General features: G+C 61.3%; 18 protein-coding genes. 6 read left to right on the top strand and 12 right to left on the bottom strand.

The genetic code is table 11. From position 1 onward, the window contains the following. Positions 1 to 18 precede the first annotated feature (18 nt). Together hexR and OPU96_RS07895 are read left to right on the top strand one after the other, a co-directional pair. Positions 19 to 885 carry a transcriptional regulator HexR gene (gene hexR / locus OPU96_RS07890; RefSeq protein ID WP_017739023.1) on the top strand — a complete coding sequence of 289 codons (867 nt, stop codon included), beginning with the start codon at positions 19 to 21 and terminating at the stop codon, positions 883 to 885. A 235-nt stretch (positions 886 to 1,120) separates the two neighbouring features. Continuing rightward, entirely contained in the window at positions 1,121 to 1,318 is a 198-nt protein-coding gene (locus OPU96_RS07895; RefSeq protein ID WP_226454723.1) for a PA3496 family putative envelope integrity protein, read from the top strand. Here OPU96_RS07895 and OPU96_RS07900 read toward each other — a convergent pair. Beyond that, positions 1,248 to 2,222, bottom strand: a complete 975-nt coding sequence (locus OPU96_RS07900; RefSeq protein ID WP_498558939.1) for a LysR family transcriptional regulator — start codon at positions 2,220 to 2,222, stop codon at positions 1,248 to 1,250. The two genes, OPU96_RS07895 and OPU96_RS07900, sit on opposite strands and share 71 nt — an antisense overlap. Positions 2,223 to 2,418: 196 nt before the next feature. On the opposite strand from OPU96_RS07900, the gene OPU96_RS07905 reads away from it, so the two are divergent. Then, complete coding sequence (locus tag OPU96_RS07905) at positions 2,419 to 3,834, top strand: acetyl-CoA carboxylase biotin carboxylase subunit (RefSeq protein WP_010565910.1); 1,416 nt, start codon at positions 2,419 to 2,421, stop codon at positions 3,832 to 3,834. Positions 3,835 to 3,845: 11 nt separating this feature from the next. Further along, positions 3,846 to 5,654 carry a sodium-extruding oxaloacetate decarboxylase subunit alpha gene (gene oadA, locus OPU96_RS07910; RefSeq protein WP_192298075.1) on the top strand — a complete coding sequence of 603 codons (1,809 nt, stop codon included), beginning with the start codon at positions 3,846 to 3,848 and terminating at the stop codon, positions 5,652 to 5,654. Between the two features lie 71 nt (positions 5,655 to 5,725). On the opposite strand, the gene OPU96_RS07915 is transcribed toward oadA, so the two are convergent. From OPU96_RS07915 to OPU96_RS07925, 3 genes are all read right to left on the bottom strand, one after another. Beyond that, positions 5,726 to 7,009, bottom strand: coding sequence for an autotransporter outer membrane beta-barrel domain-containing protein (locus OPU96_RS07915; protein ID WP_498558940.1), 1,284 nt, complete (start codon positions 7,007 to 7,009; stop codon positions 5,726 to 5,728). Positions 7,010 to 7,240: 231 nt separating this feature from the next. Beyond that, positions 7,241 to 8,071: an amino acid ABC transporter permease gene (locus OPU96_RS07920; RefSeq protein ID WP_305391765.1), complete on the bottom strand. Its 831-nt coding sequence runs from the start codon at positions 8,069 to 8,071 to the stop codon at positions 7,241 to 7,243. Beyond that, a complete protein-coding gene (locus tag OPU96_RS07925) occupies positions 8,068 to 8,889 on the bottom strand; it encodes an ABC transporter substrate-binding protein (RefSeq protein ID WP_498558941.1) in 822 nt (273 codons plus the stop codon). Before OPU96_RS07925 ends, OPU96_RS07920 begins: the two co-directional genes overlap by 4 nt. 112 nt (positions 8,890 to 9,001) lie before the next feature. Here OPU96_RS07925 and OPU96_RS07930 point away from each other — a divergent pair, with 112 nt between their 5' ends. Then, positions 9,002 to 9,898 carry a homocysteine S-methyltransferase family protein gene (locus OPU96_RS07930; RefSeq protein ID WP_226454719.1) on the top strand — a complete coding sequence of 299 codons (897 nt, stop codon included), beginning with the start codon at positions 9,002 to 9,004 and terminating at the stop codon, positions 9,896 to 9,898. 519 nt (positions 9,899 to 10,417) lie between these two features. On the opposite strand, the gene OPU96_RS07935 is transcribed toward OPU96_RS07930, so the two are convergent. From OPU96_RS07935 to OPU96_RS07945, 3 genes are read right to left on the bottom strand one after another with little or no spacing between them, the layout of a single operon-like run. Beyond that, entirely contained in the window at positions 10,418 to 11,101 is a 684-nt protein-coding gene (locus OPU96_RS07935; protein WP_226454718.1) for a GNAT family N-acetyltransferase, read from the bottom strand. Positions 11,102 to 11,111: 10 nt separating this feature from the next. Then, a complete protein-coding gene (locus OPU96_RS07940) occupies positions 11,112 to 11,558 on the bottom strand; it encodes a GNAT family N-acetyltransferase (protein ID WP_498558942.1) in 447 nt (148 codons plus the stop codon). After that, positions 11,555 to 12,193 carry an FMN-binding negative transcriptional regulator gene (locus tag OPU96_RS07945; protein WP_305391763.1) on the bottom strand — a complete coding sequence of 213 codons (639 nt, stop codon included), beginning with the start codon at positions 12,191 to 12,193 and terminating at the stop codon, positions 11,555 to 11,557. The genes OPU96_RS07940 and OPU96_RS07945 overlap by 4 nt, the downstream gene beginning before the upstream one ends. Before the next feature lie 87 nt (positions 12,194 to 12,280). On the opposite strand from OPU96_RS07945, the gene pdxR reads away from it, so the two are divergent. Beyond that, positions 12,281 to 13,825 (top strand): MocR-like pyridoxine biosynthesis transcription factor PdxR, encoded by a 1,545-nt coding sequence (gene pdxR / locus OPU96_RS07950; protein ID WP_226454715.1) that lies wholly within the window; start codon positions 12,281 to 12,283, stop codon positions 13,823 to 13,825. Here pdxR and OPU96_RS07955 read toward each other — a convergent pair. The 5 genes from OPU96_RS07955 to OPU96_RS07975 form a co-directional block, all read right to left on the bottom strand. Continuing rightward, positions 13,805 to 18,439, bottom strand: a complete 4,635-nt coding sequence (locus OPU96_RS07955) for a dermonecrotic toxin domain-containing protein (RefSeq protein WP_498558943.1) — start codon at positions 18,437 to 18,439, stop codon at positions 13,805 to 13,807. The genes pdxR and OPU96_RS07955 overlap by 21 nt on opposite strands. Before the next feature lie 123 nt (positions 18,440 to 18,562). Beyond that, positions 18,563 to 19,654 (bottom strand): polyamine ABC transporter substrate-binding protein, encoded by a 1,092-nt coding sequence (locus OPU96_RS07960; protein ID WP_226454712.1) that lies wholly within the window; start codon positions 19,652 to 19,654, stop codon positions 18,563 to 18,565. Then, positions 19,651 to 20,691 carry a histone deacetylase family protein gene (locus tag OPU96_RS07965; protein WP_226454711.1) on the bottom strand — a complete coding sequence of 347 codons (1,041 nt, stop codon included), beginning with the start codon at positions 20,689 to 20,691 and terminating at the stop codon, positions 19,651 to 19,653. The genes OPU96_RS07960 and OPU96_RS07965 overlap by 4 nt, the downstream gene beginning before the upstream one ends. Positions 20,692 to 20,813: 122 nt before the next feature. Then, a complete protein-coding gene (locus OPU96_RS07970) occupies positions 20,814 to 21,806 on the bottom strand; it encodes an AraC family transcriptional regulator (protein ID WP_226454710.1) in 993 nt (330 codons plus the stop codon). A gap of 62 nt (positions 21,807 to 21,868) precedes the next feature. Next, complete coding sequence (locus OPU96_RS07975; RefSeq protein ID WP_498558944.1) at positions 21,869 to 26,491, bottom strand: hypothetical protein; 4,623 nt, start codon at positions 26,489 to 26,491, stop codon at positions 21,869 to 21,871. Positions 26,492 to 26,577: the final 86 nt, after the last annotated feature.

The following is a 26,577-nucleotide window of genomic DNA, read 5'->3' on the forward strand; positions in this document are numbered from 1 at the left end:
TAACAAGAGTCCTGCCCTTTGAACCTGTTGCAACATATCGCCCAGTCGCGCCACCTGTTACGCAAATCGGAACTCAAGGTTGCCGACCACGTGCTGCTTGATCCTGCGGCCGTGATGCACAGTTCCATGGCCGACCTCGCCCACAGCGTGGGCATCAGCGAGCCGACCATCGTGCGCTTCTGCCGCGCCATCGGTTGCTCGGGTTTCCAGGACTTGAAACTCAAGCTGGCCCAGAGCCTGGCCGCCGGTGCGAGCTTCGGGCAGTTTGCGATCCACGAAGACGATTCCGTCGCCGACTACAGCCTGAAAATCTTCGACACCACGCTGCACACCCTTATGGAAGTGCGCGAGAAACTCGACCCGATCGAGCTGCAAAAAGCCGTGACGGCCATGTCCCAGGCCCAGCGTGTCGAGTTCTATGGTTTCGGCGCTTCGGGCGCGGTGGCGGCTGACGCTCAGCACAAATTCTTCCGACTGCTGCTGACGGCGGCGGCCTACAGCGATCCGCACATGCAGGCGATGTCGGCGGTGACGTTGAAGCCCACCGACGTGGCGATCTGCATTTCCCAGTCCGGCCGTTCCAAAGACCTGCTGATCACCGCCAACCTGGTGCGTGAAAGCGGCGCGACCCTGATCACCCTGTGCCCGAGCCAGACGCCATTGGCGGAGCTGTCCACGGTCAACCTGGCGATCGATGTGCACGAAGACACCGAGATCTATACGCCGCTGACCTCGCGGATTGCCCACCTGGTGGTGATCGACGTGCTAGCGATGGGCGTGGCCATGGCGCGCGGGCCGAGCCTGGTCAACCACCTCAAGAGCGTGAAGCGCAGCTTGCGCAGCCTGCGGTTGTCGCCCAAGTCCGTCAAAGCCCTCGACGACTGATAGGTCGGACGCGGAGCCATGTGGGGTTGGGCTTGTGTGGGAGCGGGCTTGCTCGCGAAGGCGGCGCGTCAGTCAAAGATGTTTTAACTGATCCACCGCCTTCGCGAGCAAGCCCGCTCCCACATTTTGATCTCCTGTATTTCCAGCAGATTCATCGTCCTGTCATCCCACCGCCGCCAAACCGTAACCGCCAGAGCCCATCCTGAACTCCCGTACTCGCATTGGGAGACTCGAAATGGCCCGTCCCTACGAAGACAGCAACAGCGCCGTAAAAACCCGCCGTCAGCAGGAAGACCAACGCCGCATGGCGTTCCGTCGTGCAATCGAAGACCGTTGTGAAGAACGCCAATTGCTCAAAAGCATCAGTGACTACCCGGAACTCCATTGGCAGGTACCCGTAGCTGCCCAGCGAAACGCTCAGCCAGTGCGCTGATCTGCACCCGTTCGCTGCGGATAAAGCCCAGGAACGCGTGGGCCACGGGTGACAGGCGCTTGGCCTTGGCCTGCACCAGGCACCAGCTGCGGTACAGCGGCAGTTCTTCCACCGGCAGCTCCTTGAGCCCGCCGGTGGCCAGTTCCAGGTTGACCGCGTGGCGCGTCAGCAAGGCCACGCCCAAACCTGCGCTCACACATTCGCGCTGGGCCTCGGCGGACGACACTTCCACCGTCTGGGTGAAGTGCACGCGCTTCTCCTTGAAGTACTCCTCGCAAGCCATCCGCGTGCCGGAACCCTGCTCGCGTACCAGCAGCGTGTACGGCTCCAGATCCTGCAGGCGCAGCGGACCTTGCAGGCTCAAGGGATGGTCGAGGCGCGCCATGGCGACAATCGGGTTGTTGAGGAACGGCAGGAATTCCAGGCCCATGTCCTGGGGCACCATGGACATGATCACCAGATCGTCCCGGTTATCCGACAGCCTGCGGATCACCTGGGCGCGGTTGACCACCGTGAGGTGCAGTTGCACTTCGGGATGCTGGCGCTTGAACGCGGCAAACAGGTGCGGCACGAAGTATTTGGCGCTGGACTCAATCGCCAGCTTCAACTGGCCTTGCAGCGAACCCTGCATGTCCGAGAGCTGCATATCGAGGTTTTCCAGGCGCCCGAAAATATCCCGGCTGGCGCGCTGCAAGGCTTCGGCGGCCTCGGTCATGTAGAGTTTTTTGCCGACGTAGTCAAACAACGGCTGGCCGATCAGCTCTTCCAACTGACGAATTTGCAGGCTGACGGCCGGTTGCGTGAGGGACATTTCCTCGGCAGCGCGGCTATAGGAGCGCAAATCGCACACCTCATTGAAGATCTGCAATTGACGCAATGTCATACGCATCAATGACTTACGCATTTTTATAGTCCTTTCGCGGGAGGCCGTCCGGCCAACTATAAGTCTTTACTTATGCACGACCCAATAATTATTGATTTTTGTTAATCCCTCCACGGGCTTAGTGTGTGTCTCGCGACTGTCATGAAACATTTGGTCACGCGTCGACCCGGGTCTAGCGGGTCGAAGAACGCAGCAATCGGCTCAAGGGAATTTCCAAGTGATAAAAAAGATCCTGATCGCCAACCGTGGTGAAATTGCCGTACGAATCGTGCGTGCCTGCGCCGAGATGGGCATTCGCTCGGTCGCGGTCTACTCCGACGCCGACCGCCACGCGTTGCACGTCAAACGTGCTGATGAAGCCCACAGCATCGGTGCCGAGCCCCTGGCCGGTTACCTGAACCCGCGCAAGCTGGTGAACCTGGCTGTGGAAACCGGTTGTGACGCGCTGCACCCCGGCTACGGCTTCCTGTCGGAAAACGCCGAACTGGCGGACATCTGCGCCGAACGTGGAATCAAGTTCATCGGCCCGGCCGCTGAAGTGATCCGCCGCATGGGCGACAAGACTGAAGCGCGCCGCAGCATGATCAAGGCCGGTGTGCCGGTCACTCCCGGCACCGAAGGCAACGTCGCCGACATCGCTGAGGCACTCACCGAAGGTGACCGCATTGGTTACCCAGTGATGCTCAAGGCCACCTCCGGTGGTGGCGGTCGCGGTATCCGTCGCTGCAACAGCCGCGAAGAACTCGAACAAGCCTTCCCCCGCGTGATTTCCGAAGCCACCAAGGCGTTCGGTTCGGCGGAAGTGTTCCTGGAAAAATGCATCGTCAATCCCAAGCACATCGAGGCGCAGATCCTGGGTGACAGCTTTGGCAACGTGGTGCATTTGTTCGAGCGCGATTGCTCGATCCAGCGTCGTAACCAGAAGCTCATCGAAATCGCCCCCAGCCCTCAGCTGACTCCGGAACAGCGTGCCTACATCGGCGACCTGTCGGTGCGTGCCGCCAAGGCCGTGGGCTACGAGAACGCTGGCACCGTGGAGTTCCTGCTCGCCGAGGGCGAGGTGTACTTCATGGAGATGAACACCCGGGTGCAGGTGGAACACACCATCACCGAAGAAATCACCGGGATCGACATCGTCCGTGAGCAGATCCGCATCGCCTCGGGCCTGCCGCTGTCGGTGAAACAGGAAGACATCCAGCACCGTGGTTTCGCGTTGCAGTTCCGGATCAACGCCGAAGACCCGAAAAACAACTTCCTGCCCAGTTTTGGCAAGATCACCCGTTACTACGCCCCCGGCGGCCCCGGCGTGCGCACCGACACGGCGATCTACACCGGCTACACCATCCCGCCGTTCTACGACTCCATGTGCCTGAAACTGGTGGTGTGGGCGTTGACCTGGGAAGAAGCCATGGACCGCGGCCTGCGTGCCCTGGATGACATGCGCCTGCAAGGCGTGAAGACCACCGCCGCCTACTACCAGGAAATCCTGCGCAATCCGGAATTCCGCAGCGGCCAGTTCAACACCAGTTTCGTTGAAAGCCACCCTGAGCTGACCAACTACTCGATCAAGCGCAAACCCGAAGAGCTGGCCCTGGCCATCGCCGCCGCCATCGCCGCCCACGCAGGCCTGTGAGGAATAGAACAATGACTAAGAAAATATTCGTAACCGACACCATCCTGCGCGACGCCCATCAATCGTTGCTGGCCACCCGCATGCGCACCGACGACATGCTGCCGATCTGCGACAAGCTCGACAAAGTCGGCTACTGGTCCCTGGAAGTCTGGGGCGGCGCGACCTTCGATGCATGCGTGCGCTTCCTCAAGGAAGACCCGTGGGAGCGCCTGCGCAAACTGCGCGCCGCACTGCCCAACACGCGCCTGCAAATGCTGCTGCGTGGCCAGAACCTGCTGGGCTACCGTCACTACAGCGACGACGTGGTCAAAGCCTTCGTCGCCAAGGCCGCCGTGAATGGCATCGACGTGTTCCGCATCTTCGACGCGATGAACGACGTGCGTAACCTGCGCGTTGCCATCGAGGCCGTGAAAGCCGCCGGCAAACACGCCCAGGGCACCATCGCCTACACCACCAGCCCGGTGCACACCGTCGAGGCATTCGTGGCCCAGGCCAAGCAGTTGGAAGCCATGGGTTGCGACTCCATCGCGATCAAGGACATGGCTGGCCTGCTGACCCCGTACGCCACCGGCGAACTGGTCAAGGCGCTGAAAGCCGAGCAGACCCTGCCGATCTTTATCCACTCCCATGACACTGCGGGTCTGGCCGCGATGTGCCAACTCAAGGCCATCGAAAACGGTGCCGATCACATCGACACCGCCATCTCCAGCTTCGCCTGGGGCACCAGTCACCCGGGCACCGAGTCGATGGTCGCCGCCCTCAAAGGCAGCGAATTCGACACCGGCCTCGACCTGGAACTGCTGCAAGAGATCGGCCTGTACTTCTACGCTGTGCGTAAGAAGTATCACCAGTTCGAAAGCGAATTCACCGCCGTCGACACGCGTGTGCAGGTCAACCAAGTGCCGGGCGGGATGATTTCCAACCTCGCCAACCAGTTGAAAGAGCAGGGCGCCCTCAATCGCATGGGCGAAGTGCTGGCCGAAATCCCGCGCGTGCGTGAAGACCTCGGCTTCCCGCCGCTGGTCACGCCGACCTCGCAGATCGTCGGCACCCAGGCGTTCTTCAACGTGCTGGCCGGCGAGCGCTACAAGACCATCACCAACGAAGTGAAGCTGTACCTGCAAGGCGGCTATGGCAAGGCGCCGGGCACCGTGAACGAACAACTGCGGCGCCAGGCCATCGGCAGCGAAGAAGTGATCGACGTACGCCCGGCCGACCTGCTCAAGCCGGAAATGACCAAGCTGCGCGGCGAAATCGGTGCGTTGGCCAAGTCTGAAGAAGACGTCCTGACCTACGCCATGTTCCCGGACATTGGCCGCAAGTTCCTCGAAGAACGCGACGCCGGTACCCTGGTTCCAGAAGTGTTGCTGCCAATCCCTGAAGCCGGCGGCGTGGCGCGTGCCGGTGGCGAAGGGGTGCCGACCGAGTTCGTCATCGACGTCCACGGTGAGAGCTACCGCGTGGACATCACCGGTGTCGGCGTGAAGGCCGAAGGCAAGCGGCACTTCTACCTGTCCATCGACGGCATGCCGGAAGAAGTGGTGTTCGAACCGCTCAACGAGTTTGTCGGCGGCGGCAGCAGCAAGCGCAAGCAAGCCACCGAGCCTGGCCATGTCAGCACCGCGATGCCGGGCAATATCGTCGACGTACTGGTCAAGGCCGGCGACGTGGTCAAGGCCGGCCAGGCCGTGCTGATCACCGAAGCGATGAAGATGGAAACCGAAGTGCAGGCAGCGATTGCCGGCAAGGTGACTGCCGTTCACGTGGCCAAGGGCGACCGGGTCAACCCTGGCGAAATCCTGATTGAAATCGAAGGCTGATCCAGCCTTCGACACGACCGCTTAATCCTCGGGGGGGCAGGTGCCCCCCTTTTTTTTCGCCTGAAATTTGCTTAGAAACGCATGCGCCACTGGCCCATCAAACCCTGGTTGCTGCTATGGGTGCCGTTTTCGCCGACGTAGGCCAGGCCGACGGTGTGGTTTTCCGACAGTGCCAGGTCCAGCCCGGCTTGCAGGCTGAGGCTGTTGCGATCCAGAGAGGAGCCCTGAATGGTGAAAGCGTCAATGCCGCTCTGGCGAAAGGATTGGCGCACCTGGCTATCAACGTCACCGTAGAGGTGTTTCCAGCCCGCACTCAGGTGGGGTGTGAGGCTCATCTGGTTATCGAACCGAATCTGCTTGGCCAGGCGTAGGCCAAAGGTGCTGCTCAGGTTTTGCTGGGTTTGTGCCTCGACATGCAACGCCGCCGGCCCGCCTTGCTCCCTGAAACTGTCACGGCTGTAGCGCTGGTAGCCAAGCCCGGCAAATGGCTCGATGCTCAAGCTGCCAGTGCCCAGTTGGTAGCCCACTTCACCGAACACATTTTGGCTGCTGGCGTCGTACTTGCCTTTGAGCGTGTCCTTGTAACTGAGGATCTCAATGCCGCGACGGTTCTGCCCGGCATGGCTGCTGTAGATCGCCCCCAGGCGCAACGCCAATGGGCCGTCCTGACGCACGGCGTAGCCGCCCAGGTGCCAGCTGTCCAGGTCGGCAGTAAAGCGTTGGGCGTCGAAGCGACTGCTGGACTTGGCCCCCAGCACCCCGACTCGCCAAGCATGATCGACTGCCCAGTCTGCGCCCATGAGCACACCCTGGTTGGCCGTGTTCAGGCCGGCGGTGCCGCGCTGGCTGTCGAGGCCGCCTTCACTGCCGAGGTTCTTGACCCAGAAGTGACCGTCGGTGTCGGTGGGCAGTTCGCGCAAGGCCGAGAGCACGCGGCTGCCGAGCTGCTGGGTGGTGCTCTGTATTGCAGCCGCCAGGTTGGCATTCTGGCTACCGGCCAACTGTTCGAGGGCCGCGCCAAAGCCATTCGGTTGCTGCGCAAGTTCGGCGTTGAGTGTTTGCAAGGCCTTGAGTTGCTCGGAGGTCAGTTGGCCGGATTCCAGCAGGCGAACCACTGCGGGCTCTAGCACTTTCGCGACCTGCAAGCCGTTGTACGTGGTGGCTTGCCGGGTGAAATAGCCGTCGATGGGCGCGGCTTCGATTGTCGGTTCATACGCCCATTCGTCATCCAGTGCGTCGTAAGGGTGAACCCAATAGGGCATGTATTCGATGTCGCCCCGTGCTTGCGCATGGGGAAGGCTGGCGGCAACCGCAAGGCTGATGAAAAATGCGATTCTGCGGGGGGTTATGGGCATGAGTTCCCGACCTCTTGTGGATGAGGCCGGGAATTTAGCGAGATGGCGGGGGGATAACTGTCAGGGCAAGGGCTGCCGGTTTGCGGGAGTTGTCTCTATTGGCACGCGTTCAAGTAGGGTCTGCATTTTATTGCGTACAAAATCGCACAGCCGTCATTTACCTGCATTTTATTGCAGTTGCCCGGTGTGCAAATGGGCGTGGTCAAACTGCGCCGTCACTACAGCTGAGCATCAGCTACGGCGCACATACCCCTTGCCGTAATGCCGTTCCATCCGCGCCTGGATCAGTTCCAGGCCCAGCGACAGCACCCAGTAGATAATCGCAGCGGTGGTCAGCATCTCGATATAGCGATAACTCGACCGTCCATAGGACTGCGCCAGGAACATCACTTCCCACACGCCCATCACCGAGATCAGCGATGAGTCCTTGAGCATCGAGATGAACTGGTTGGTCGCTGGCGGGATGATGGTGCGCATGGCCTGGGGCAGGGTCACGTGCCAGAAGATCGCACTGTCGCGCATGCCCAGGGCCAGGGCGGCTTCGCGTTGGCCGTGGGCGACGCCGAGGATGCCGGCGCGGAAGATTTCGCTCAGGTAAGCGCCGTAGTTCAGCGACAACGCGATGATCCCGGCGACGATCGCGCCTGGCACCAGGCCCAGTTGGGGCAGGCCGAGGTAGATCAGCAGGATCTGGATCAGCAGCGGCGTGCCGCGAAAAAACGAGGCGTAGAAGCTCGCGATACCGAAGGCCACGGCGCTTTTCGACAAGCGCCCCAGTGCGGTGACAAAGCCCAGCACCGACGAAATTGCGATCGAGCACAGGCATAAAAACAGCGTCAACGCCGCGCCTTGCAGGAAGCCGTTGGGCGCCAGGTGCACACCGACAAGGTTGGGCAGCTTGTCGAGGATGATCGAGAACTTCAGGTCAAAGCTCAGGAAGAAGCTGGCAAACAGGCACAGCAGCGCAGCCCAGGTGAGGTACAGGCGGGTGCGAAAGCCAAACAGCCGCTGCACCCGCGATGCACTCACTGGTGGCTTGGGAGGTGTCGGGAACGCTGTCATTGGCTGATGTCGGCGCCGATCCATTTTTGCGACAGCTTGCTCAGGGTGCCGTCCTGTTTCAACTGGGCGAAGACCTCACGCACCTTGCTGTCCCACTGCGGGTCGCCTTTTTCGATGGCCACCGAGTTGGGCTCCGAATACAGCGGCTCGCCGGCCAGCTTGAAGCGCTTGTCTTCGGTCAGGCGCGGCTGGGCGGTGACCAGGTTGGTGAGGATCGCATCCAGGCGCTTGCCGGCACCCAGGCCGAGGTCCTGGAAGGCCACGTTGTCGGTGTCGTAGGGGGCGATTTCGACGTTGTCGAACGGGTACTGCAACTGGGTATCCTCGGCACCTTCGATCACCAGGTTCTTGTTCAGGTAGCTCTCGTAGCTGGAGGCGCTGGTGAGGCCGACTTTCTTGCCGCTCAGATCCTTGGCGCTATGGATGCGATCATCCGTGGCGTTGACCACGATCACTGCTGGCGACGCGTAGTATTCCACGGGGAAGTCGAACACTTCGGCGCGGGCCTTGCTCGGGGTCATGGAGCAGATGCAGATGTCGTAGCGCCCGCTCCAGCGGCCGGCGGCGATCACGTCCCAGGACGGAGTTTCCAGGCGCAGCTTCACGCCGAGCTTTTGTGCCACGGCTTTGGCGACGTCGACGTCGAAGCCATCGAGCTGGTTTTGCTCGTTCAGAAACGAGAACGGCGGGTAGCTTTCCATCAGCACGCCGACCAGTTCTTTGTTTTTCTCGACCCGATCCAGCGTGACGCCGCCGAAGGCTTGAGTGGAAGCAGCCAGAATCGTCAGGCCCAAGGCCAGCAGCGGTTTTAGTTTCACGGAGGACACCTGAGTAAAAAAGAGTTGTTATGAGCGGAATTGAACGTATTAAATAGTTATAAGAACGACTCTCATAGTGAGTTATTTTCATAAGCTTATGAGTAAAAAGCATATGGCCACAACAACAGTAATACTCGATGGCGGCATGGGCCGTGAACTGCAACGCCGTGGCGCGCCGTTCCGGCAGCCGGAGTGGTCAGCCTTGGCCTTGAGCGAAGCGCCACAAGCGGTTGAGGCGGTGCATGCGGCTTATATCCAGAGCGGCGCCAACGTCATCACCAGCAACAGCTACGCGGTGGTGCCGTTCCATATCGGCGAGGCGCGCTTCGCCGCCGAGGGCCAGGCCCTGGCGGCGCTGGCGGGTGAATTGGCACGACGTGCCGTGGAGGCATCCGGCAAGGCTGTGCGTGTGGCCGGCTCGCTGCCGCCGCTGTTTGGTTCATATCGTCCCGACCTGTTCGAACCGCAGCGCGTGTCTGAATTGCTGACGCCGCTGGTGCAGGGCCTCGCGCCCTTTGTCGACCTGTGGCTGGCGGAAACCCAAAGCTCGATCGCCGAAGCACGCGCCATCCAGGCCGGGCTGCCAAAGGACGGCAAACCGTTCTGGCTGTCGTTTACCTTGAAGGATGAAGACACCGATGACGTGCCGCGCCTGCGCTCCGGCGAGCCGGTGGCGCAAGCGGCAGAGGCCGCTGCGCAGTTGGGGGTTGAGGTGCTGCTGTTCAACTGCAGCCAGCCGGAAGTGATTGGCGACGCCATCGACGCCGCTCGCCAGACTTTCGCACGCCTGGGCGTGCAGATTCAGGTGGGGGCCTACGCCAACGCCTTTCCTCCGCAGCCGAAAGAAGCCACGGCCAACGATGGCCTGGACCCGCTGCGCGAAGACCTTGATCCACCGGGTTACTTGCACTGGGCGGCCGATTGGCAGGCCCGCGGTGCCAGCCACCTGGGTGGTTGCTGCGGGATTGGGCCGGAGCATATCGCGGTGTTGGCGCAGAAGCTGGGGTAATAGAACCCACACACGTCAACAGGTGGGAGCAGGCTTGTGTGGGAGCGATGTTGATGGGCAGTAGGCGTTCGGCTGGAGATCGCCCAGGCATTGCCAATCTCCTGTGGGAGCTGCCGAGCTTTAGCGAGGCTGCGAAGGCGGCGGCACTGTTGGTAGAGGTGTTGTCTGAACCACCGCTTTCGCGGGCAAGCCCGCTCCCACAGTTGATTGGGGTTGCTGGGCGGTCAGCGTTCGGCTGGAGATCGCCCGGGCATTGCCAATCTCCTGTGGGAGCTGCCGAGCTTTAGCGAGGCTGCGAAGGCGGCGGTACTGCTGGCAGAGAGGTTGCCTGAACTACCGCTTTCGCGGGCAAGCCCGCTCCCACAGTTGATTGGGGTTGCTGGGCGGTCAGCGTTTGGCTGGAGATTGTCCGGGCACTGCCAATCCCTTGTGGGAGTTGTCGAGCTCTAGCGAGGCTGCGAAGGCGGCGGCACTGCTGGCGGATATGCTGCCCCTCAACCATAGATCCTCCCACAGGGGTTATGCGCTGCCTGGGCTTCGGCATTCAGCCAGGGACTTCAGTTGGCCCGAGCCTGACTGGTTTTCTTCCGACAACCACTGCTCGAACCCCGCCCCGATCTGCGGCCATTGCGAGTCAATGATCGAATACCACGCCGTATCCCGGTTCTGCCCCTTGACCACCATATGCTGGCGGAACACCCCCTCAAAGCTGAAGCCCAAGCGCTCAGCCGCATATTTGGAGCGGGCATTGCCGTTGTTGCACTTCCACTCCAAGCGACGATAACCCTGCTCGAACGCATATTTGGCCAGCAAATACACCGCCTCGGTGCTTTTTGGCGAGCGCTGCATCGGCGCGCCAAAGGTGACGTGGCCGATCTCGATGCGGCCCTGGGCCGGCACGATGGACATCAGGCTGAGAATGCCTTGCACCTGGCCGGTCGCGCGGTCGACCACGCTGAAAAAGTACGGGTCGCTGTGGGTCGCGTGGTTGTTGAGCCAGTCGTTGAACGCGCTGCGCTCCGGGAAAGGGCCGTAAGGCAGGTAGTCCCACAGCTTGGGATCGGCGCCGGGGCCTTCGAGGGCTTGCCACAACTGCTCGGCATGGCGCGCCGGGTCGAGTTTTTCCAGGCGGATAAAGCGCCCTTCAAGCAGTTGCACGGTGGGGGCGGGTGCGCCTTTCCAGTCGGCGAGGGAAGTGGACATGCTGCGCTCCTTAAAGACCTTTGCGAAATTGGATGAAACCGGGGCGTTCGGCGATGCGTTCGTACAACTGGATCGCCGTGGCGTTGGTCTCGTGAGTCAGCCAGTGCACCTTGCAACAGCCATCGGCCCTGGCGGTGGTGTAGACGAATTCGATCAGCTTGCGGCCGACACCGGTGCCGCGTTGGGCCGGGTCCACCAGCAGGTCTTGCAGGTAGCAGGCATTCTCGATGCTCCAGTTGGAACGGTGGTAGATGAAATTGACCATGCCCACCGCCTTGCCATCCTGCCAGGCCAGCGCCGAATGGGTCGGCTCGCTTGGGTCGATCAGGCGTTGCCAGGTACTTTGGCTGACGGCGTCCGGCAGTTCGATGTTGTAGAACTTCAGGTACGTCTGCCACAGCGGCAGCCAGGCGGTGTGGTCGGCGGCGGTCACCTGGCGGATCTCGATCGAACTCATTCTGCAACTCCTTGGGGAATATAGCGGGCGAGGCTCTGGTCGCGCACATCGGTGCTGGCAGCCAGGCCTTCGCGGACCCCGGCGACGTCGGCCGGGCTGCGGTTCTGGCTGAGTTTGCGCTTGCCGATCAGGCGCTCGATGGGCAGGGCGAAGCCGACGATAGCCTTGAGCATGCCGTCAATGTAGTCGGCCGGGGCATCGCTGACTTTCCACGGCTGGGTGCGACCGGTTTCATGGCGATCGGTCAGCGCACTGACCACCCCAAGCAGCCGCTCGGCATCGCTGAACACGTCGGCAGTACCGTAGGCGTGCACGGCGATGTAGTTCCAGGTGGGCACGACTTTGCCGTGCTCAGCCTTGGACGGGTAAAACGCCGGGCTGACATAGGCCTCGGCGCCGGCAAAGATCAGCAAAGCTTCGCGGCCGTTCTGCAAGTCCCGCCACTGTGGATTGGCCTTGGCCAAGTGCCCGTAGAGCGTGCCGTTCGGGCCTTCATCGGGGTTGAGCAGCAGCGGTAAATGGCTGGCCAGCAGGCCTTGTTCGCCAAACGTCACCAACTGCGCCAGGCGTGTGTGCTGGATCAACTGATGCAGTTCGGGCAAATCGTCGAGGGCAAAGGCGCGGGGTGTGTACATGGAAAATTTCCTTGGCGAATGCGCCCATCCTAGGCAGGCTAATGGTTCGTTGTAAGAGCCATCTAAGGCCAATTTCATAGGTCCAATATGCCGCCAATGTCGTTCAATCCCGCCGGTATCGAACTGGATCGTCGCCAGGGGCTGGCCCGCCAACTCTACGAAGCCCTGCGCCAACGGGTGTTGGACGGGCGTCTGGTCAGTGGCACGCGCTTGCCCGCCAGTCGTGATTTGGCGGCGGCGCTGTCGATCTCGCGCAACAGCGTGGTGCGTGCCTACGATCAGCTGTACGCCGAAGGGTTTATCGAAAGCCGGGTCGGCGATGGCACTTATGTGGCGCAACTGCCCGGCGCGGGAAAATTATCCACAAAAGTATCCACAGGGTTACGCACAGGCTTATCCCCAGCCTTATCCACAAATTGGCTGGATCTGCCGGTCAATTCCTCCACGGAAGTTATCCACAGAGCTGCATTGGGGCGCGTGGAAAACAACCATTTGCCGCAACCACCGGTGGGTCCGCCACGGGCTTTTCGCGTGGGTGTACCGGCGTTCGATCTGTTTCCGTTTGACGTATGGGCCAAGCTGAATGGGGCTTTCTGGCGCAAACCGGACCTGGAGCAACTGTGCTACGGCGACCCGGCGGGTGATGCACGCCTGCGCGGTTTGATCGCCGCTTACCTGCTCAGCTCTCGGGGTATGCAGTGCAGTGCTGAACAAATTGTGATCACCAGTGGTGCGCAGCAGGCGATTAGCCTTTGTGCACAGTTGCTGGTGGAGCCCGGCGACGGGGTTGCGGTGGAAAACCCTGGTTACCGCGCCGCAGGCCATGCGTTCGCGCTGGCGGGCGGGCGCTTGCACGGCGTGCAGGTCGACGCTGAGGGGATCGACTGCCAGGTACTCAATAGCCTGGATGACTGCCGTGTGGCGTATGTCACGCCGTCCCACCAATACCCGCTGGGCGTGGTCATGAGCCTGGCGCGACGCCTGGAGTTGCTGGCCTGGGCCGAGCGCGCGGGTGGCTGGATCATCGAAGACGACTACGACGGTGAGTACCGCTACAGCGGTGCGCCCCTGTCACCCTTGGCGGCCCTGGATCGCAGCGGCCGCGTGCTTTATGTCGGCACCTTCGGCAAAGTCGCGTTCCCCGCGTTGCGCCTGGGCTATCTGGTATTGCCGCCGGGGCTGGTGGATGCCTTCTCCCGCCGCCGTGCGGTGGATATGCGTCACTCAGAGGTGAGTACCCAGGCAGTGATGGCCGAATTCATGGCCGCCGGGCATTTCCAGCGGCATATCCGGCGCATGCGGCGTGCGGCCTTGAGCCGACGCAACGCCTTGCTCGCCGGTTGGCCGAGCGGCCTGGCGGGTGTCGGTCAGTTACCGGGTGTCGCGGCCGGGCTGCACCTGACGGTGCGGGTGGACAGCCTGGCGCGCGAGCAGCAATTGCTTGAGCAGGCCAGGGCCGCAGAGGTCGAAGTCAACGGCTTGAGCACTTACTGGCTGGCGCAATCCACAACCCCCGTGGACCAGCGCGCAGGCCTGGTGTTGGGGTTTGCCGCCGTGCCCGAGCCAGCCATCGCCCAGGCGTTGGCGCGTCTGACGGTGGCGTGGCAGGCTTCAACCTCGGAAAAACAGTGACCTGGCCAATGCCGGGCTGATCTCACTGCGATAAATCGCAATCTGGTCACGGTCACTGGCCCCCTTGCGCTCAAAGGCGCCGCCGAGTTTCTGTTGGTCCCGGGTCTTGAGGTGTGCGGCGCTGAACGCTTCAACAGCCGCCTGGGGCGAAGGGTAATGAAAGTGTGCGTACCACAGCACTGTATTGTCCTGGGCATCGCGTATTTCGTATTCGTCGAGGTAGTCCTTGCCCGGGCCCTTGAGGCGGCGACGGGCGCCGACTTGTTTGATGGCCACCTGCCCGTCGTTGTGCAGCCACTCCAGGCGTGTAGCGGTAGGGGGTTGCTGCTTGATCATGCTGATGCGGGTGTTTTTGCCCAGTTCAAACAGCCGTGTGGAGGCGTCGGCGAGGTTTTTGCTGAGGGTGGCGACAAGGGGGCGGTCGATTCCGGTCAGGTTGAGTTGGGTCAGTGCCGTTTCTACTTCGCTGGCGGCGTGTGCCAGGCGCGTGGCGTATTGGCTGAACATTTCTTCAATCTCCACCGGCAGCCGTCCGGCTTTGCGGGAGTGCCCAAGGATGCGCCGGGTCGTCGCCGCCTCCTCCTCCAGCAGGCTCTGGCCGGCGTTGACGCTTGTGTCCAGGTCGACCTTTTTCGGCGTTGGCGGGAGCACTACCGGGGCTACGCGTTCAACCCACACCCCTGGCGTTTTCTCGTGGAAGGTGGCGATGATCTTACCGGTCATCGGCGCCTTGACGTCCACCAGGCTACTGTCGGATTCGCGGGGTTCGCCCACCACGACACCCTGGAAGCGGGTCTTGATGATTTTGCGCTGTGGCGTGGTTGGCGGCTTGGATGGCCCGGGCTTGGGTTCCTGGGACCTTCTTTCGCGCAGCAGTTTTACCAGGTCTTGGATGGCCCGCTGATTGAAGTCGTCGATATACTGGCGCAGGGTTTCCAGTGGCTCGCGCAGCAGGTGTTCCGGGTAATCGGCATGCAGATCGAGCAGGCGCTGGTCGCCGAGCGTGAACTGCTCGACCAGGCTGTTCAAGACTTCAATGCGCTGCTCCAGCGGGCTACCGTTGATCTTGTCGAGCACCTCGATGAAGCTCTGCACGCTGAGGTCCACGGCGTCGACGATGACATTGAGCCGGCCACGGGCAACGTCCTGCCCATCACCCGCTGTAATAGCGCTGCACAAGTAGCGGCCTATGGTGATTTGCAGGGCCTTGAGGTCGGTGACTCGAATGTTCGGCAACGCCCGCATGGTGCTCTGGATGACCCGGGCGCCCGCCGCCCCGAGGCCGTCCAGTTCGCGAAAGCGCGTCTCGATGTACTGCATGCGTCGAATCATCTCTACGGTCATGTCCGACATGGTCTGCGCGTACGCGGCTTGGGTCTGCGGGTCGGCAGGCAGGTTGGATTCCAATGCCTCCACGGTGGTTTCCAGCAGGTCGCGGAACGGTCCCAGGCGCTCCTCTACGGCGGTGCGTGTCAGTATCAACTGCTTGTTCAGGTAGTCCACCATCGCACTCTGATAGTTGGGCACGCTGTCGATGATGCCCAGGCTCCGAAGCTGGCGGATCGGCACATCGTAGGCCTCCAGGCGTTCATCCACCTGGCTGATAAAGGCTTCGCGGCGCAGGTCGGTGGAAGGGCCCGGCTCAGTGCCTATCGCCAACAGTGCGGCGGACAATTGAGCCTGAACGCGATCCTCATCGGCGTTGAACGCGCTGAGTTCTCTGCGCAGGGTCTGGATCCGCGAGGGCTTCTGCTCCTGGGCGGCCCGCCGCCGGTTTCTGAACCCGCCGCCGCGCAGGCGCAGGCGCGTGTCGACAAACCACTGCCCGGCCAGGTTGCAAATCAGCAGGGGGCCGGTACGAGTGTTTTTTTGCGGATCAATGATCATCACGTTGTCGTTGGCGTCCAGCGTGACTTCGAACCAACGCTGTGCAACGGGTGCGTACCATTTATCGCCGTGGGGATAGAGGTGCATATGTGCCCCGGCGGTTTTGCTGGGCGCCCCCAACCCTTCGGGTTGGGGGGTGGCAAAGCTGTCCAGCGTCGCGCCAAGGCTAGAGGGGGTGCGCAGCAAGGCGCCACTGGCGTTCAGCGGGCCTTGGTGCAAGGGGGGCAGTTCGCGTTCGGAAACGTCGGGTTGACGAGTCACCGAAACCTGTTCGATCGCTGGGGCGGGTTCTTCTTTGGTGATTTCACCCAGGTCGAGCTCGAGCTTGGGTTCTGCCAGCGGCTCAAGGGACTCGGGAATGACTTCGCGAGTGGGATGGCGCAACGCGACATGCAGGGCCAGGGCCATGCCCAGGTTGAGGAACATATCCACCAGTGCTGTCCAGGGGGCATGGGCTTCGGGGGTGTCGACCAACTGCTCGGCTTCCTGGAGGTCGTCCATGATCTGCCAGATCCACACGGCGATACCGACAGTGCGTCCAAGGAATGGCAGGGCGCCGTTAAAAATCTGCCAGCCTGCGTGGCGAAGGGTGGCCCAGCGTTTTTGCGCGTTGGAAACCGATTGCCGGGTCGCCAGTTCGATCAGCGCGTTGGCATTGCTGGTGAACAATGTCGCCAGTGGATCGCCGAGCAGGACTTCGTCACCGAGGCCAATCGGCCCGCTCATGTACACCAGGGTCGCCGGCTCGACCAGTGCGCGCACAGCGATCCATGGCGATGGCAGGGTGCCGGGGAATACGTACTGGCCATAATTGAAACGTTCTGCTTCGGGGAGCCAGGCCAGCACGGACTCACGCAACGCACAATCATGCTTGATGGCATAGAGCAGGTTTTGTCGAGAGGGAAACTGCAGCAGCATCGGCTGCAGCAAGGGCCGATAGAGCACGCAGGGGCCTGCGGTGTGGTCCTGGGGGCCGATGACGAACATATTGGCAACCACGTCCTCGCGGTGGCCGGGCCGCAGGGCGGGGGAGAAGGCGAGGGGGCGGATCACGGCGGGTTGCCCGTCGACGTGGCGCTCATACGCTTCGGCCTGCACTGCCGCAGCGACATACAAAAAACCGCGCTCATCCAGCCCGTTGCGCCGCTGCATTTTCAATTGCAACGCCAACAAGGGTAGCTGCAGGCGCAGGTGCGAGGTGTACAGCGCCTGGCGGCGGTTGGACTCCAGGGGGGCATCCAGCAACTTCTGGCGGATCAGGGCTGGGTAGTTTGCCCCGATATCCAGGCTTTCGATCACTCCCTTCAAGTAGTCAAAAGTCAGCCAGTCGGGAGCGTCGTTACCGTTGTAGATCACACTCGATACGCCGGTGGGTAGGCCTGTGAGGTTGTCCAGGGCCAGGTCAATCAGGCTGCGACGAGTGATTTCCTCACCCCCGGGGACCACGAAGGTGCCCCAGATCACCGGGCTCTGAATCACGATCTGGATCTTGTCCACATTCAGCATCGCGCCCTTAGGATGCGTCTTGATCCGGTCTTGCAGTTGCTCACGAGCGTAATCGCGGATCGGTGCAATGTCGTCGTTGAAGGTGCGCCCGCGATAATGGGTATGCAATTGGGCCAGGTCGATCATGAGGCGGCTGTAGGCGGCCATATCCAGGTCCGAGGCCGCGATCATCCAGGCAGGCAAACGTTGGTGGATCTCCCGGATATTCGACAACCGGTGGTCGCTCAGGTCTTCGATGCTGGGCATGATCCGGGCGACAGCCGGGCGATGTCGAGACAGTTCGGCCCGGTTGTCGGCGGCGTCCTTGTCCAGCGTGCCGATGGCGTCGATTTGCAGGGCGATCAGGGCGCACGCCTGGCTGTCGAAGAAGTTGCCGCGGGGCTCGTACAGCCGCCATTTCACCTCGGCATCCGGGCGCACGTTGCTCAGCTTGTAGAGCAGGCTGTCCGACAGTTGCTCCATGGAGTCGAAGCGCTCGTATCCGGCGATCAGCGAGTAGGTGAGGATGATCGTGCGTTGCTGATGGGTGCCCACCAATATGGCCATATCCAACAGGCCTACGTGTTGTTGGTGGGTGGGCCCTTGCAGGTCTACATCCATCAGGTAGGCGTGGCTCTGATAGCGGTCCTTGTCCGCCCGCATGGCCAGGTCGGGGGAGTGGTACAGCGTGCGGGCCATGGCGCAGTCTTCTTCATCCCAGCCTTGCACCTGGGTCACATTCCATATTTTGCGCAAGGCGCTGGAAAACACTTGCCAGCGAATGCCGGTGCTGTTGTAGGACGCGTTCCAGTAATCCAGTTGTTGCTCCTGGAACGCGCTGTACAGCAGTAAGGCGAGTTCGTTGATCAGGCGGCCTATGGCGTCGATCTGTACGGGTAGGTGTACGGAGGGTGTGGTGTTGGGTTGTAGGGTCAGGAAGTGTTCGCCTTCCAGGTAGGTGACCGGTTCACGTCCCAGCGCCTGGCGGGCCAGGATGCTGGTGAGGGATTCGCTCAGTGGTTCAAGTGGCTCGACCACCTCCTTGTTGGCTCGCCAGCGTGGCGTTACGAGCATCGCCAGGTCCGGGTTGAGGTTGAGCGTAGGGTATTGCTCGCTGAGCGCCGTCTTCAGCAGGGTGCTGGCGACCTCTCGAGTGGTCGGGCCAGTGGTCAACTGGGTCAGCAGGCCATAGCTGGTAGAGGGGCGGTTGTTATTGCTGTGGTTGGGGGCGTCGTTGGGCACATTCAGCTCCTTGTCGGTCACCAGCCCGTTCGGGCTGTGGAGCCGCAAAGTAATCACTGAGGGTGCTGCGTAGACGGTAGATAAGTACCGGGGCCCGCTCCCTGGCGGGAGCGGGCGTTGCGATCAGGTGCCGGACTTGATCCTGGTCCAGGCCCGCGTTCTGGCGCGCTCGGCTTTGCTGTCCAGTGGCTTCAAGGTATAGAGCGTGGCCATGGCCGCGTCGGTGGGGTACAGGTTGGGATTGTTGCGGATCGCCGGGTCGACTTGCAGGGTGGCGTCCTTGTTGGGGTTAGGGTAGCCGACAAAATCACTGATGGGCGCAATGACCTGGGGCTGCAACAGGTAGTTGATGAAGGTGTAGGCGTCCTGCGGGTTCTGAGCGCCTTTGGGGATGGCGAGCATGTCGAACCAGATCGGCGCGCCTTCTTTAGGCAGGCGCATGTCCACGGTTACGCCGTTCTTGGCTTCCTTGGCACGGTTGGCGGCTTGGGAGAAGCTGCCCGAGTAACCCACGGCCACGCAGATGTCGCCGTTGGCAATATCGGCCATGTACTTGGAGGAATGGAAGTAGGTGATGTAGGGGCGGATCTTCAGCAACAGCGCCTCGGCTTTTTCATAGTCCTTGGGGTTGTTGCTGTTGGGGTCCAGGCCCAGGTGTTGCAGGGCCAGGGGCAGGATCTCCGACGGCGAGTCCAGCAGGGCCACGCCGCACTGCTTGAGCTTGCTGATGTTCTCTTGCTTGAAGATCAGGTCCCAGCTGTCCACCGGCGCGTTATCCCCCAGGGCGGCCTTGACCTTGGCCGGGTTGAAGCCGATCAGGATGGTGCCGTACATGTAGGGCACGGCGAACTTGTTGCCGGGGTCGTTGGCCTCGATCAACTTCATCAGTTTGGGGTCCAGGTGGTTCCAGTTGGGCAATTGGCTGCGGTCCAGGGGCTGGAACACGCCGGCCTCGATCTGCTTGGCCAGGAACACGTTGGACGGCACCACCACGTCATAGCCGGAGTTGCCTGTGAGCAGCTTGGCCTCCAGGGCTTCGTTGGTGTCGAAGATGTCATACACCAGCTTGACGCTGGTGTTCTGCGCCTTGAAGTCTTCCAGCGCCTTGGGGGTGATGTAGTCGAACCAGTTGTAGACCTTGAGGGTTTTTTCTTCGCCATGCACCGTGCCGCTCAACACGGCGATGCACAGGGCCAGGGAGGTGAGCATCTTCATCGGGTAGCTCCTTGTTGTTCGAAACCTTCGAGGACGTTGACGGCGTTGATGCCGATTTCTGCCACCGCGTAGCCACCTTCCATCACGAACAGCGTGGGCTTGCCCAGGCGTGCGATGCGGCGGCCCATGGCCAGGTAGTCCGGGCTGTCGAGCTTGAATTGGGAGATGGGGTCGTGCTTGAACGTGTCGACGCCCAGGGATACCACGATGATGTCGGCGCTGTAGTCCTCGATCTCATCGCAGGCCGCGTCCAGTGCCGCGCTCCAGATGTCCCAGCCCGAGCCGGCCGGCAACGGGTAGTTGAAGTTGAAGCCTTCACCGGCACCCTCTCCCCGCTCATCGGCATACCCCAGGAAAAACGGAAACTCCGCCTCGGGGTGGCCATGGATCGAGGTAAAGAGCACATCGCTGCGCTCATAGAAAATCGACTGGGTACCGTTGCCGTGGTGGTAATCCACATCCAGGATCGCGACCTTCTGCCGGCCCTGGTCGAGAAATGCCTGGGCGGCAATCGCGGCATTGTTCAGGTAGCAATAACCCCCCATCAAGTCACTGGCGGCGTGGTGCCCCGGTGGTCGGCAAAGGGCGAAGGCGCTGTGGGCGCCTTGCTGGATCGCCTGTTGCGCGGTCAACGCGACCTGGGCCGCGCTATAGGCCGCTTGCCAGGTGCCGACGGTGATGGGGGCGCCACCGTCGAAGCTGTAATACCCCAGTTGCCCATGCAGGCTGGTGGGCAACACCCGGCGCAGGGTGCGGGCGGGCCAGGTGTAGGGCAGCAGGTCGCCGTCCTGGCCAAATTCGCTCCAGCGTGCCCAGGCACCTTTGAAAAAATCCAGGTAGTCGCGGCTGTGTATGCGTTGCAGGGGCGCCAGGCCAAAGTCCTGCGGCGCCAGTACCGGGCCCAGCTCGCGGTCCTTGACCCGTTGCAGCACGTGGTCGGCGCGGGAGGGCATTTCGAAACAGGGCATCAGTTGCCCGTCCATCAGTTCGCAGCGTCCGTGGTGCAGGTGGTGGTCGTCGGAGTAGATCGTCAGCATGGGTACTCCCCGCAGGCTCGTTGTTGTGCCTTGCAGTGTTGCGTCACGCAGCAATCATGAGAACGGCAGGAGCGGCCAGAAGGGGATAAATGTGGCCAAAAACGCTGACCATAATTCGCCCATTAATGGCGCATCAGGCTGGGCGCTACACCACTCCAGCGCACAAACGCATGGCGAAAGCTCGCGGTTTCGCTAAAGCCCAGTTGCTCGGCAATCTGATGGATCGGCATCTGATCTTGCGCCAGCCATTGCTTGGCTTGCTCAAAGCGCAGCTCGTCGAGCAATTGCTGGTAGCTGCATCCCAGGGCCTGCAAGTGCCGCCGCAGGGTACGCGCCGAGCAGTTCATCTGTGCCGCCAAGCCATCAAGGCCGGGCGCGGCGTGCAGTTGATCGGCCAACAATTGGCGCACGCGGTTGAGCCAGGCCTGGCGCCCGGTGAATTCGGAGTTCTGTTTACGGCAGCGCTCGGCCATGGCGCGGTGGGTGATGGCGTCTGCCAGCGGCAGCGGTTGCTTAAGCCATGCCTGGTCGAAGGCAAACCCGTTGGCCTGGGCGGCAAAGTGCAATGGGCAGCCGAAACGCTCGGCATAACGAGCGTGGTAATCCGGCGCTGGGTAGTCGAAGCGCGCCTCACGCAACGGCAAGGCGCGACCCAGCAAGTCATCGCAGATGACCTTAAGCGACACCAGGCAGAACTCCACGTTGAACGCTGCCAATGCCGGGTTCTCCCGATAGTCGCCAGCGGTCAGCCAGATCTGTTCGCCATCGTCCACCAGGCTCAGCTCGAAGAGTGTTCCCAACAGCGCCGGGTAGCGTAGTGCCAGGCGCAAAGCGTCACCTAAGGTGGCACTGGTGAGTAGGGCATAGCCGAGCAAACCGTAGCCGGACACATGCATGCGCTGGCCCAGTTCCAGGCCGATGTCTTGGCGCAGGGCCACGGCATTGGCGCATACGCGCATTTCCTGGCAGGTGGTGATGCGCGTGTCTGCGTGGCGCAGATCGGCGGTTCCGATACCGCTGCCGGCCAGTAATACATCGCTTGCCGTGCCCTGGTCCTGGAACGTGGCCAGGACCAGGGACACCGCATTGAGGGTGGTCAGGTGTGAATGCAGCATGGGAAGCCGGTGCCAGAGTGTGGCTGAGGGGCAGCAAGTTGCATGCCGTCCCCTGGTATTGATCAACTGACGGATTTGGGCGTCGATTTCTGGAAAAACAGCATGTGGGCCTGCGCCACACTGATCTCACTGCGATAGAACGCCACCGTTTCCGCCCGGGTCAAGTTTGGCGGCATAACGCTGGTGTTACCCGCACGTTGCTCTGTCGGGGTTACCAAGCGGGCAGACTGATAAGCGTTGTCCGATGTCCAGTCGGCGCTGTAGTGAAAGTGTGCGTACCACAGCACTGTCCCGTTGGAGCGGTCAGTGATGCTGTACTCATCCAGGAAGTCTTTCGGGTTGCCTGGGATCATGCGGCGTTTCACGGTTTCTTTTTTGATGGTGATTGCCTTGTGCCGTTCCAGCCATTGGACGCCGGTCACAGTCGGCGGATGCAGTTTGAGCCTGCGCTGTACCAGCTGATTGCTCTGTTGGTAGAGATCCTTCAGCGCGGTATCGAGGGCCGCGTTCACCTTACTGGCGGAGGCGTAGTGCCCAGAGCTTTCGGTGATGTTTTGTTGCGTCAGAGCGTGTTCGATTGTATTGCTGGCGTGTTCCAGTTTCAGAGCATGCTGGTGATACAGGTATTCGATGCCGAAGGGCGCTCGGTCTGAGAACAGAGCTTGAGCGCGAGCCCTTGCGAGAAACACCGGCAATTCATCGAGCAAGGCCTGGCCCTGATCGATACTGGTTTGTACGTCCACGGCAATGGATTCAGCCGAGGGCGGCGGGGTCTTTATGCGTAAAACCCACACACCCTCAGTTTTCTCATGGTAGGTCGCGAGGATTTGATTGGTCGTTGGTGAGCGAATATCCACAATGCCAGTGTCCAGACCGACATCCGACAAGCGCGGCTCGCCAATCAACAGGCCGTTGAAGCGGGTGTAAATAAACCTCTTTTGAGGGCGAAGCGGGGATGAAGGCGGAGTGGGGCGGCTTCTGACAGCCGTTCTTTCGATACTGAGCTCACCGAGGTTACGGGTGGCGAGCCGCTGGAAGTCGGTGAGCTCCCTGCGTAACTCAAGCAGCGGATTGGTGAGGGCTTGTTCGGAGTACTCCACGTGGAAATCCTGCAAGCGTTCATCCAGCATCTGAAACTGCTCGATCAAGCTGCTCAGGCTATCAATCCGCTCATCCAGACGCCGTTCGCTTATCTCTGCCAGGGTGTCGTGCAGGCACTGGATTGCGATATCGGCCGTGTTGATGATTTGGTCAATCTGCGCCCAGGCGTCCTGAGCAGTGTCGAGGGTCTCTGCACGCAGGCACAGGTTGCGGCTGAGTGTTACGCGAAAAGCCTTGAGGCTATTGGAGGTGTAGACGGGCATCTTTGCCTGCTGATCCACCAAGTGCAACGAACCGACTTTACCCAAACGTTTGAGCTCCATGAACCGGCCATCCATATATTGGATCTGGGCAAGCAACTCGTTGGTCAGCGTGTGCGTCTCACGAAACACTTCAATATCACGCGTTTGCGGTAATTCGGCCTGGCTTTGCAGTAGTTCCTGCACGGTTCTCCACTTGGGGGTGAAGCGGGAGGTAATGTCTCGTATTGCCTCTTGGGTCAGTTTGGTCTGCGCCTTAATGTAATTGAGGGCATTTGGCGCGTAGGTGGCCCTGGGGTCAAGAACGTTTAGCTCTTTGAGTTTTTGAAGTGCCGACTCGTAGTCCGTGCGCTGGTTCTCCAGGGCCTGGATGTAGGCTTTGCGCAAGGTCTCGATCGATTGTGCAGGGGCTTCGTCGTATTCACGGCGAGCACGTTCCAATCCCTCTTGTGCAGTGGCTTTGCGACGCTCAAATTCATCCAGTTCGTTGCGCAGTTCGCTGGCCCTTTTTTTGGCGAGCGCTAGCGCCCTTCTGTTGATGACCTTGGGGCCACCCCCTCGCAGGCGCAGACGCGTATCGACAAACCACTGGCCCTTGCTGTTGTGGACCAACGGCGGACCGGTGCGCTCGGGACGGGCGGGGTCGACGATCAAGACGGTATCGTTTTCATCCACCAGCACCTGGAACCAGCGCTCGCCCACCGGGGCATACCAGTGCGCACCACTGCGATACAGATGCTGGTGAGGCCCTGTCTCGTCGTTGATCTCGTCGAGGGTGCCGGGTTTGGTCACTTTGAAACTGTCCAGCACGGTGGCCAATCGCACCGGCGTGCGGTTGACTGCGCCACTGATATGCAGAGGGCGGTCGTGTGGGCCCAGGTTATCGGAGCTGATAGTTGCGAGTTTGCTGACTATCTCCGGTTTTAGCTGGGCGGGTGGCCGAGGGCGCACCGGCGCAAACGCATTGTTTCTCGATGCGACGCCTGGCGAGCGGTGGGTGACGCAGTGCAAGGTGATGGCCATGCCAATATTCAGCAGCAGGTCGGCGAGGGCAACCCAGGGCGACTCTTGCTCGGGGTGGGACAGGGTGTCTTCGACGTGTTGCACTTGGTCCATGATCTGCCAGATCCAGACCGCCGTGCCCACGGTGCGCCCGAGAAACGGCAGGACTGCGTTGAAGAGCGCCCAACCGATGTGCTTGAACGTCGCCCAGCGGGCTTCGGCGTTGGACACCGATTGCCGGTCGGCCAGGCTCACCAGTGCGTTGGCGTTGGCGTTGTACAGCGTGGTGAACAGATCGCCGTCTATGGTGTTCTGGCTCAATTTTATCGGCCCGCTCATTGCCCACCCCTTGACCGGGTCCACCACGAACGTGATCGCCACCCAAGGTGAAGGTAGATCACCGGGAAACACGAACTGGGCGTAGTCATCCCGAGCGTTATCGGGCAGCCAGGCCAAGACCGATTCGCGCAGGCTCGTCGACTGTTGCAAGGCGTAGATCAAATTGTTCGGCGACGGGAATTGCGACAGTGGGTTATCGAGCAGCGGCCGGTAGAGCAAGCAAGGGCCGGCGCTCATGTTCTGGGGGCCGATCACGAACATGTTAGCGACCACATCCGGCGTGGTGTCCAGCCGTCGGGTCGGCACAAAGGCCAGCGGGCGAATGACGATCATCTGGCCATCCACCTGACGGTCGGCGGGGACAGCCTGCATCAATGCGTTGATGTATCGATAACCCAGTTCATTGATCCCGCCCTCACCACGGATCTTGCATTGCAGTGCCAGCATCGGCAGTTGGATGCGCAAGTGCTGGGTGTAGAGCAACTGGCGGCGAGCGGTCTCCAGCGGGTCGTCCAGCAGTGTTGCCTTGATCAGGGCCGGGTAAGTGTTGCCGATGTCCACGCGGCTGATCAGGCTTTCCAGGTAGTCGACGGTCAACCAGTCAGGCAGTTTTTCCCGACTACGCTGGCGCAGTGTCTTGACCCCCATAGGCAGGGCGATGAGGTTTTGCAGCGCCAGTTCGGTCACGCTGAATATCGATGTGTCGATCTGCCCGGGCACCGGGAACAAGCCCCAGAACACTGGGCTGCGCACGACGATGTCGAGGCTGCCCAGCCACCGCGTTGAGGCCTCGGGATGGTCCTTGAGCATCTCGGCGTTAAGCTGGTCCAGGGTGTATTGCTGGAGGGGGCTTATACCCTCTTGATAGGTCTTGCCGCGACTCAAACTGTGCAGGGTCGCGAGGTCTTTGAGGTGGCGCGAGAAGGCGTCCTGGTCTGAGGCCGACGCCTCGGTCAACCAATCGGGAAGGGCGTTTACATACTGCTGCATGTCGGACTCACTGGGCGTGACATCAGGCGCTGGCGGTTGGGCCAGGCGTTGCTGGGAGGCGCCCGGCTCACGCAGGCCGGAAAAGTCGATGCCCCCAATGGCAGTGATCTGGAGGCTGATAAAGGTGCAGGCCAGGTAGTCGAAAAAATCGCCATCGGGTTCTATCAGGCGCCACTGCACTTTGATGCGCCCCAGTGCGGTACTCAACAGGTGCGGCAGGTCTTCGCCCAGGTTTTCCTGGCTGGTGTATTTCTTGAAGCCGCCAAGCAGGGAATGGGTGAGGATCACCTCTTGGCCATTTCTCCGGCCGATCAACACGCTGATCAAGTGATCTTCCAGATGAGTGGCCTTGCCTGCGTCGTCGACTTTGTCGATATCAATCACGTAGGCCCTGACGGCCTGGGAGTCATTGAGGCCGCGCTGGGCGAAGTCCGGCGTGCGATACAGCTCGCGTGCCATCTGGCAATCGTCGTCGCTCAAGCCGGGCGCCTGCGTTATGTTCCAGAAATCGCGCAGCGTCGCGGCCAGCGCGTGCCAGCGCGGGCCGCTGTCAGCCTCGGACGCGTTCCAGTACTCCGTCTGAGCCTGTTGATAACCACGCAACATCACGGGTGCCAGCGTATTGATCAGGCGGGCGATGTCGAGGATCCGCACCGGCAAATGCACTGCCGGTTCAACGATCGGCAGTTGGGTCAGAAAGTGCTCGCCTTCGATATAAAGCGCAGGCACGGCCAGCACCGCCTGGACGGCGAGGATGTCGGTGAGCGCTTTGTAATGGCGGTCGATGGGTACGACATGACCCTCTTCAATACCCCAGATTGGGGTACCCACCATGGTCACGTTCGGGTCGAGGTCCAGGTCCGGATACAGCTCTTGCAGTTGCTCACGCAGCAATGTGGCGGCGACTTCACGAAACGCCGGGCCGGTGGACATTTGCGTGACCAGCGTGTCGGTGAGGTTTTGATGGGAGTACGTTGAAAGAGGTGTGGTCATGGTGCGTCCTGGCAGGCAAAAGAATGGCAACGACCCCAGAAGAAAGCCGGGGTGTTGCCATGCTAGGAAGCGTGCAGCCAGGAACG

It is taken from the genome of Pseudomonas sp. RP-B7, assembly GCF_059803535.1.

What these genes read in the sequence shown, in the direction of transcription:
- OPU96_RS07900 (WP_498558939.1), bottom strand. Translation starts at nt 2,222, where the DNA reads ATGCGTAAGTCATTGATGCGTATGACATTGCGTCAATTGCAGATCTTC.
- pdxR (WP_226454715.1), top strand. Translation starts at nt 12,281, where the DNA reads ATGCCGCCAATGTCGTTCAATCCCGCCGGTATCGAACTGGATCGTCGC.
- oadA (WP_192298075.1), top strand. Translation starts at nt 3,846, where the DNA reads ATGACTAAGAAAATATTCGTAACCGACACCATCCTGCGCGACGCCCAT.
- OPU96_RS07965 (WP_226454711.1), bottom strand. Translation starts at nt 20,691, where the DNA reads ATGCTGACGATCTACTCCGACGACCACCACCTGCACCACGGACGCTGC.
- OPU96_RS07975 (WP_498558944.1), bottom strand. Translation starts at nt 26,491, where the DNA reads ATGACCACACCTCTTTCAACGTACTCCCATCAAAACCTCACCGACACG.
- OPU96_RS07970 (WP_226454710.1), bottom strand. Translation starts at nt 21,806, where the DNA reads ATGCTGCATTCACACCTGACCACCCTCAATGCGGTGTCCCTGGTCCTG.
- OPU96_RS07915 (WP_498558940.1), bottom strand. Translation starts at nt 7,009, where the DNA reads ATGCCCATAACCCCCCGCAGAATCGCATTTTTCATCAGCCTTGCGGTT.
- OPU96_RS07920 (WP_305391765.1), bottom strand. Translation starts at nt 8,071, where the DNA reads ATGACAGCGTTCCCGACACCTCCCAAGCCACCAGTGAGTGCATCGCGG.
- OPU96_RS07940 (WP_498558942.1), bottom strand. Translation starts at nt 11,558, where the DNA reads ATGAGTTCGATCGAGATCCGCCAGGTGACCGCCGCCGACCACACCGCC.
- OPU96_RS07895 (WP_226454723.1), top strand. Translation starts at nt 1,121, where the DNA reads ATGGCCCGTCCCTACGAAGACAGCAACAGCGCCGTAAAAACCCGCCGT.
- OPU96_RS07930 (WP_226454719.1), top strand. Translation starts at nt 9,002, where the DNA reads ATGGCCACAACAACAGTAATACTCGATGGCGGCATGGGCCGTGAACTG.
- OPU96_RS07945 (WP_305391763.1), bottom strand. Translation starts at nt 12,193, where the DNA reads ATGTACACACCCCGCGCCTTTGCCCTCGACGATTTGCCCGAACTGCAT.
- OPU96_RS07960 (WP_226454712.1), bottom strand. Translation starts at nt 19,654, where the DNA reads ATGAAGATGCTCACCTCCCTGGCCCTGTGCATCGCCGTGTTGAGCGGC.
- OPU96_RS07935 (WP_226454718.1), bottom strand. Translation starts at nt 11,101, where the DNA reads ATGTCCACTTCCCTCGCCGACTGGAAAGGCGCACCCGCCCCCACCGTG.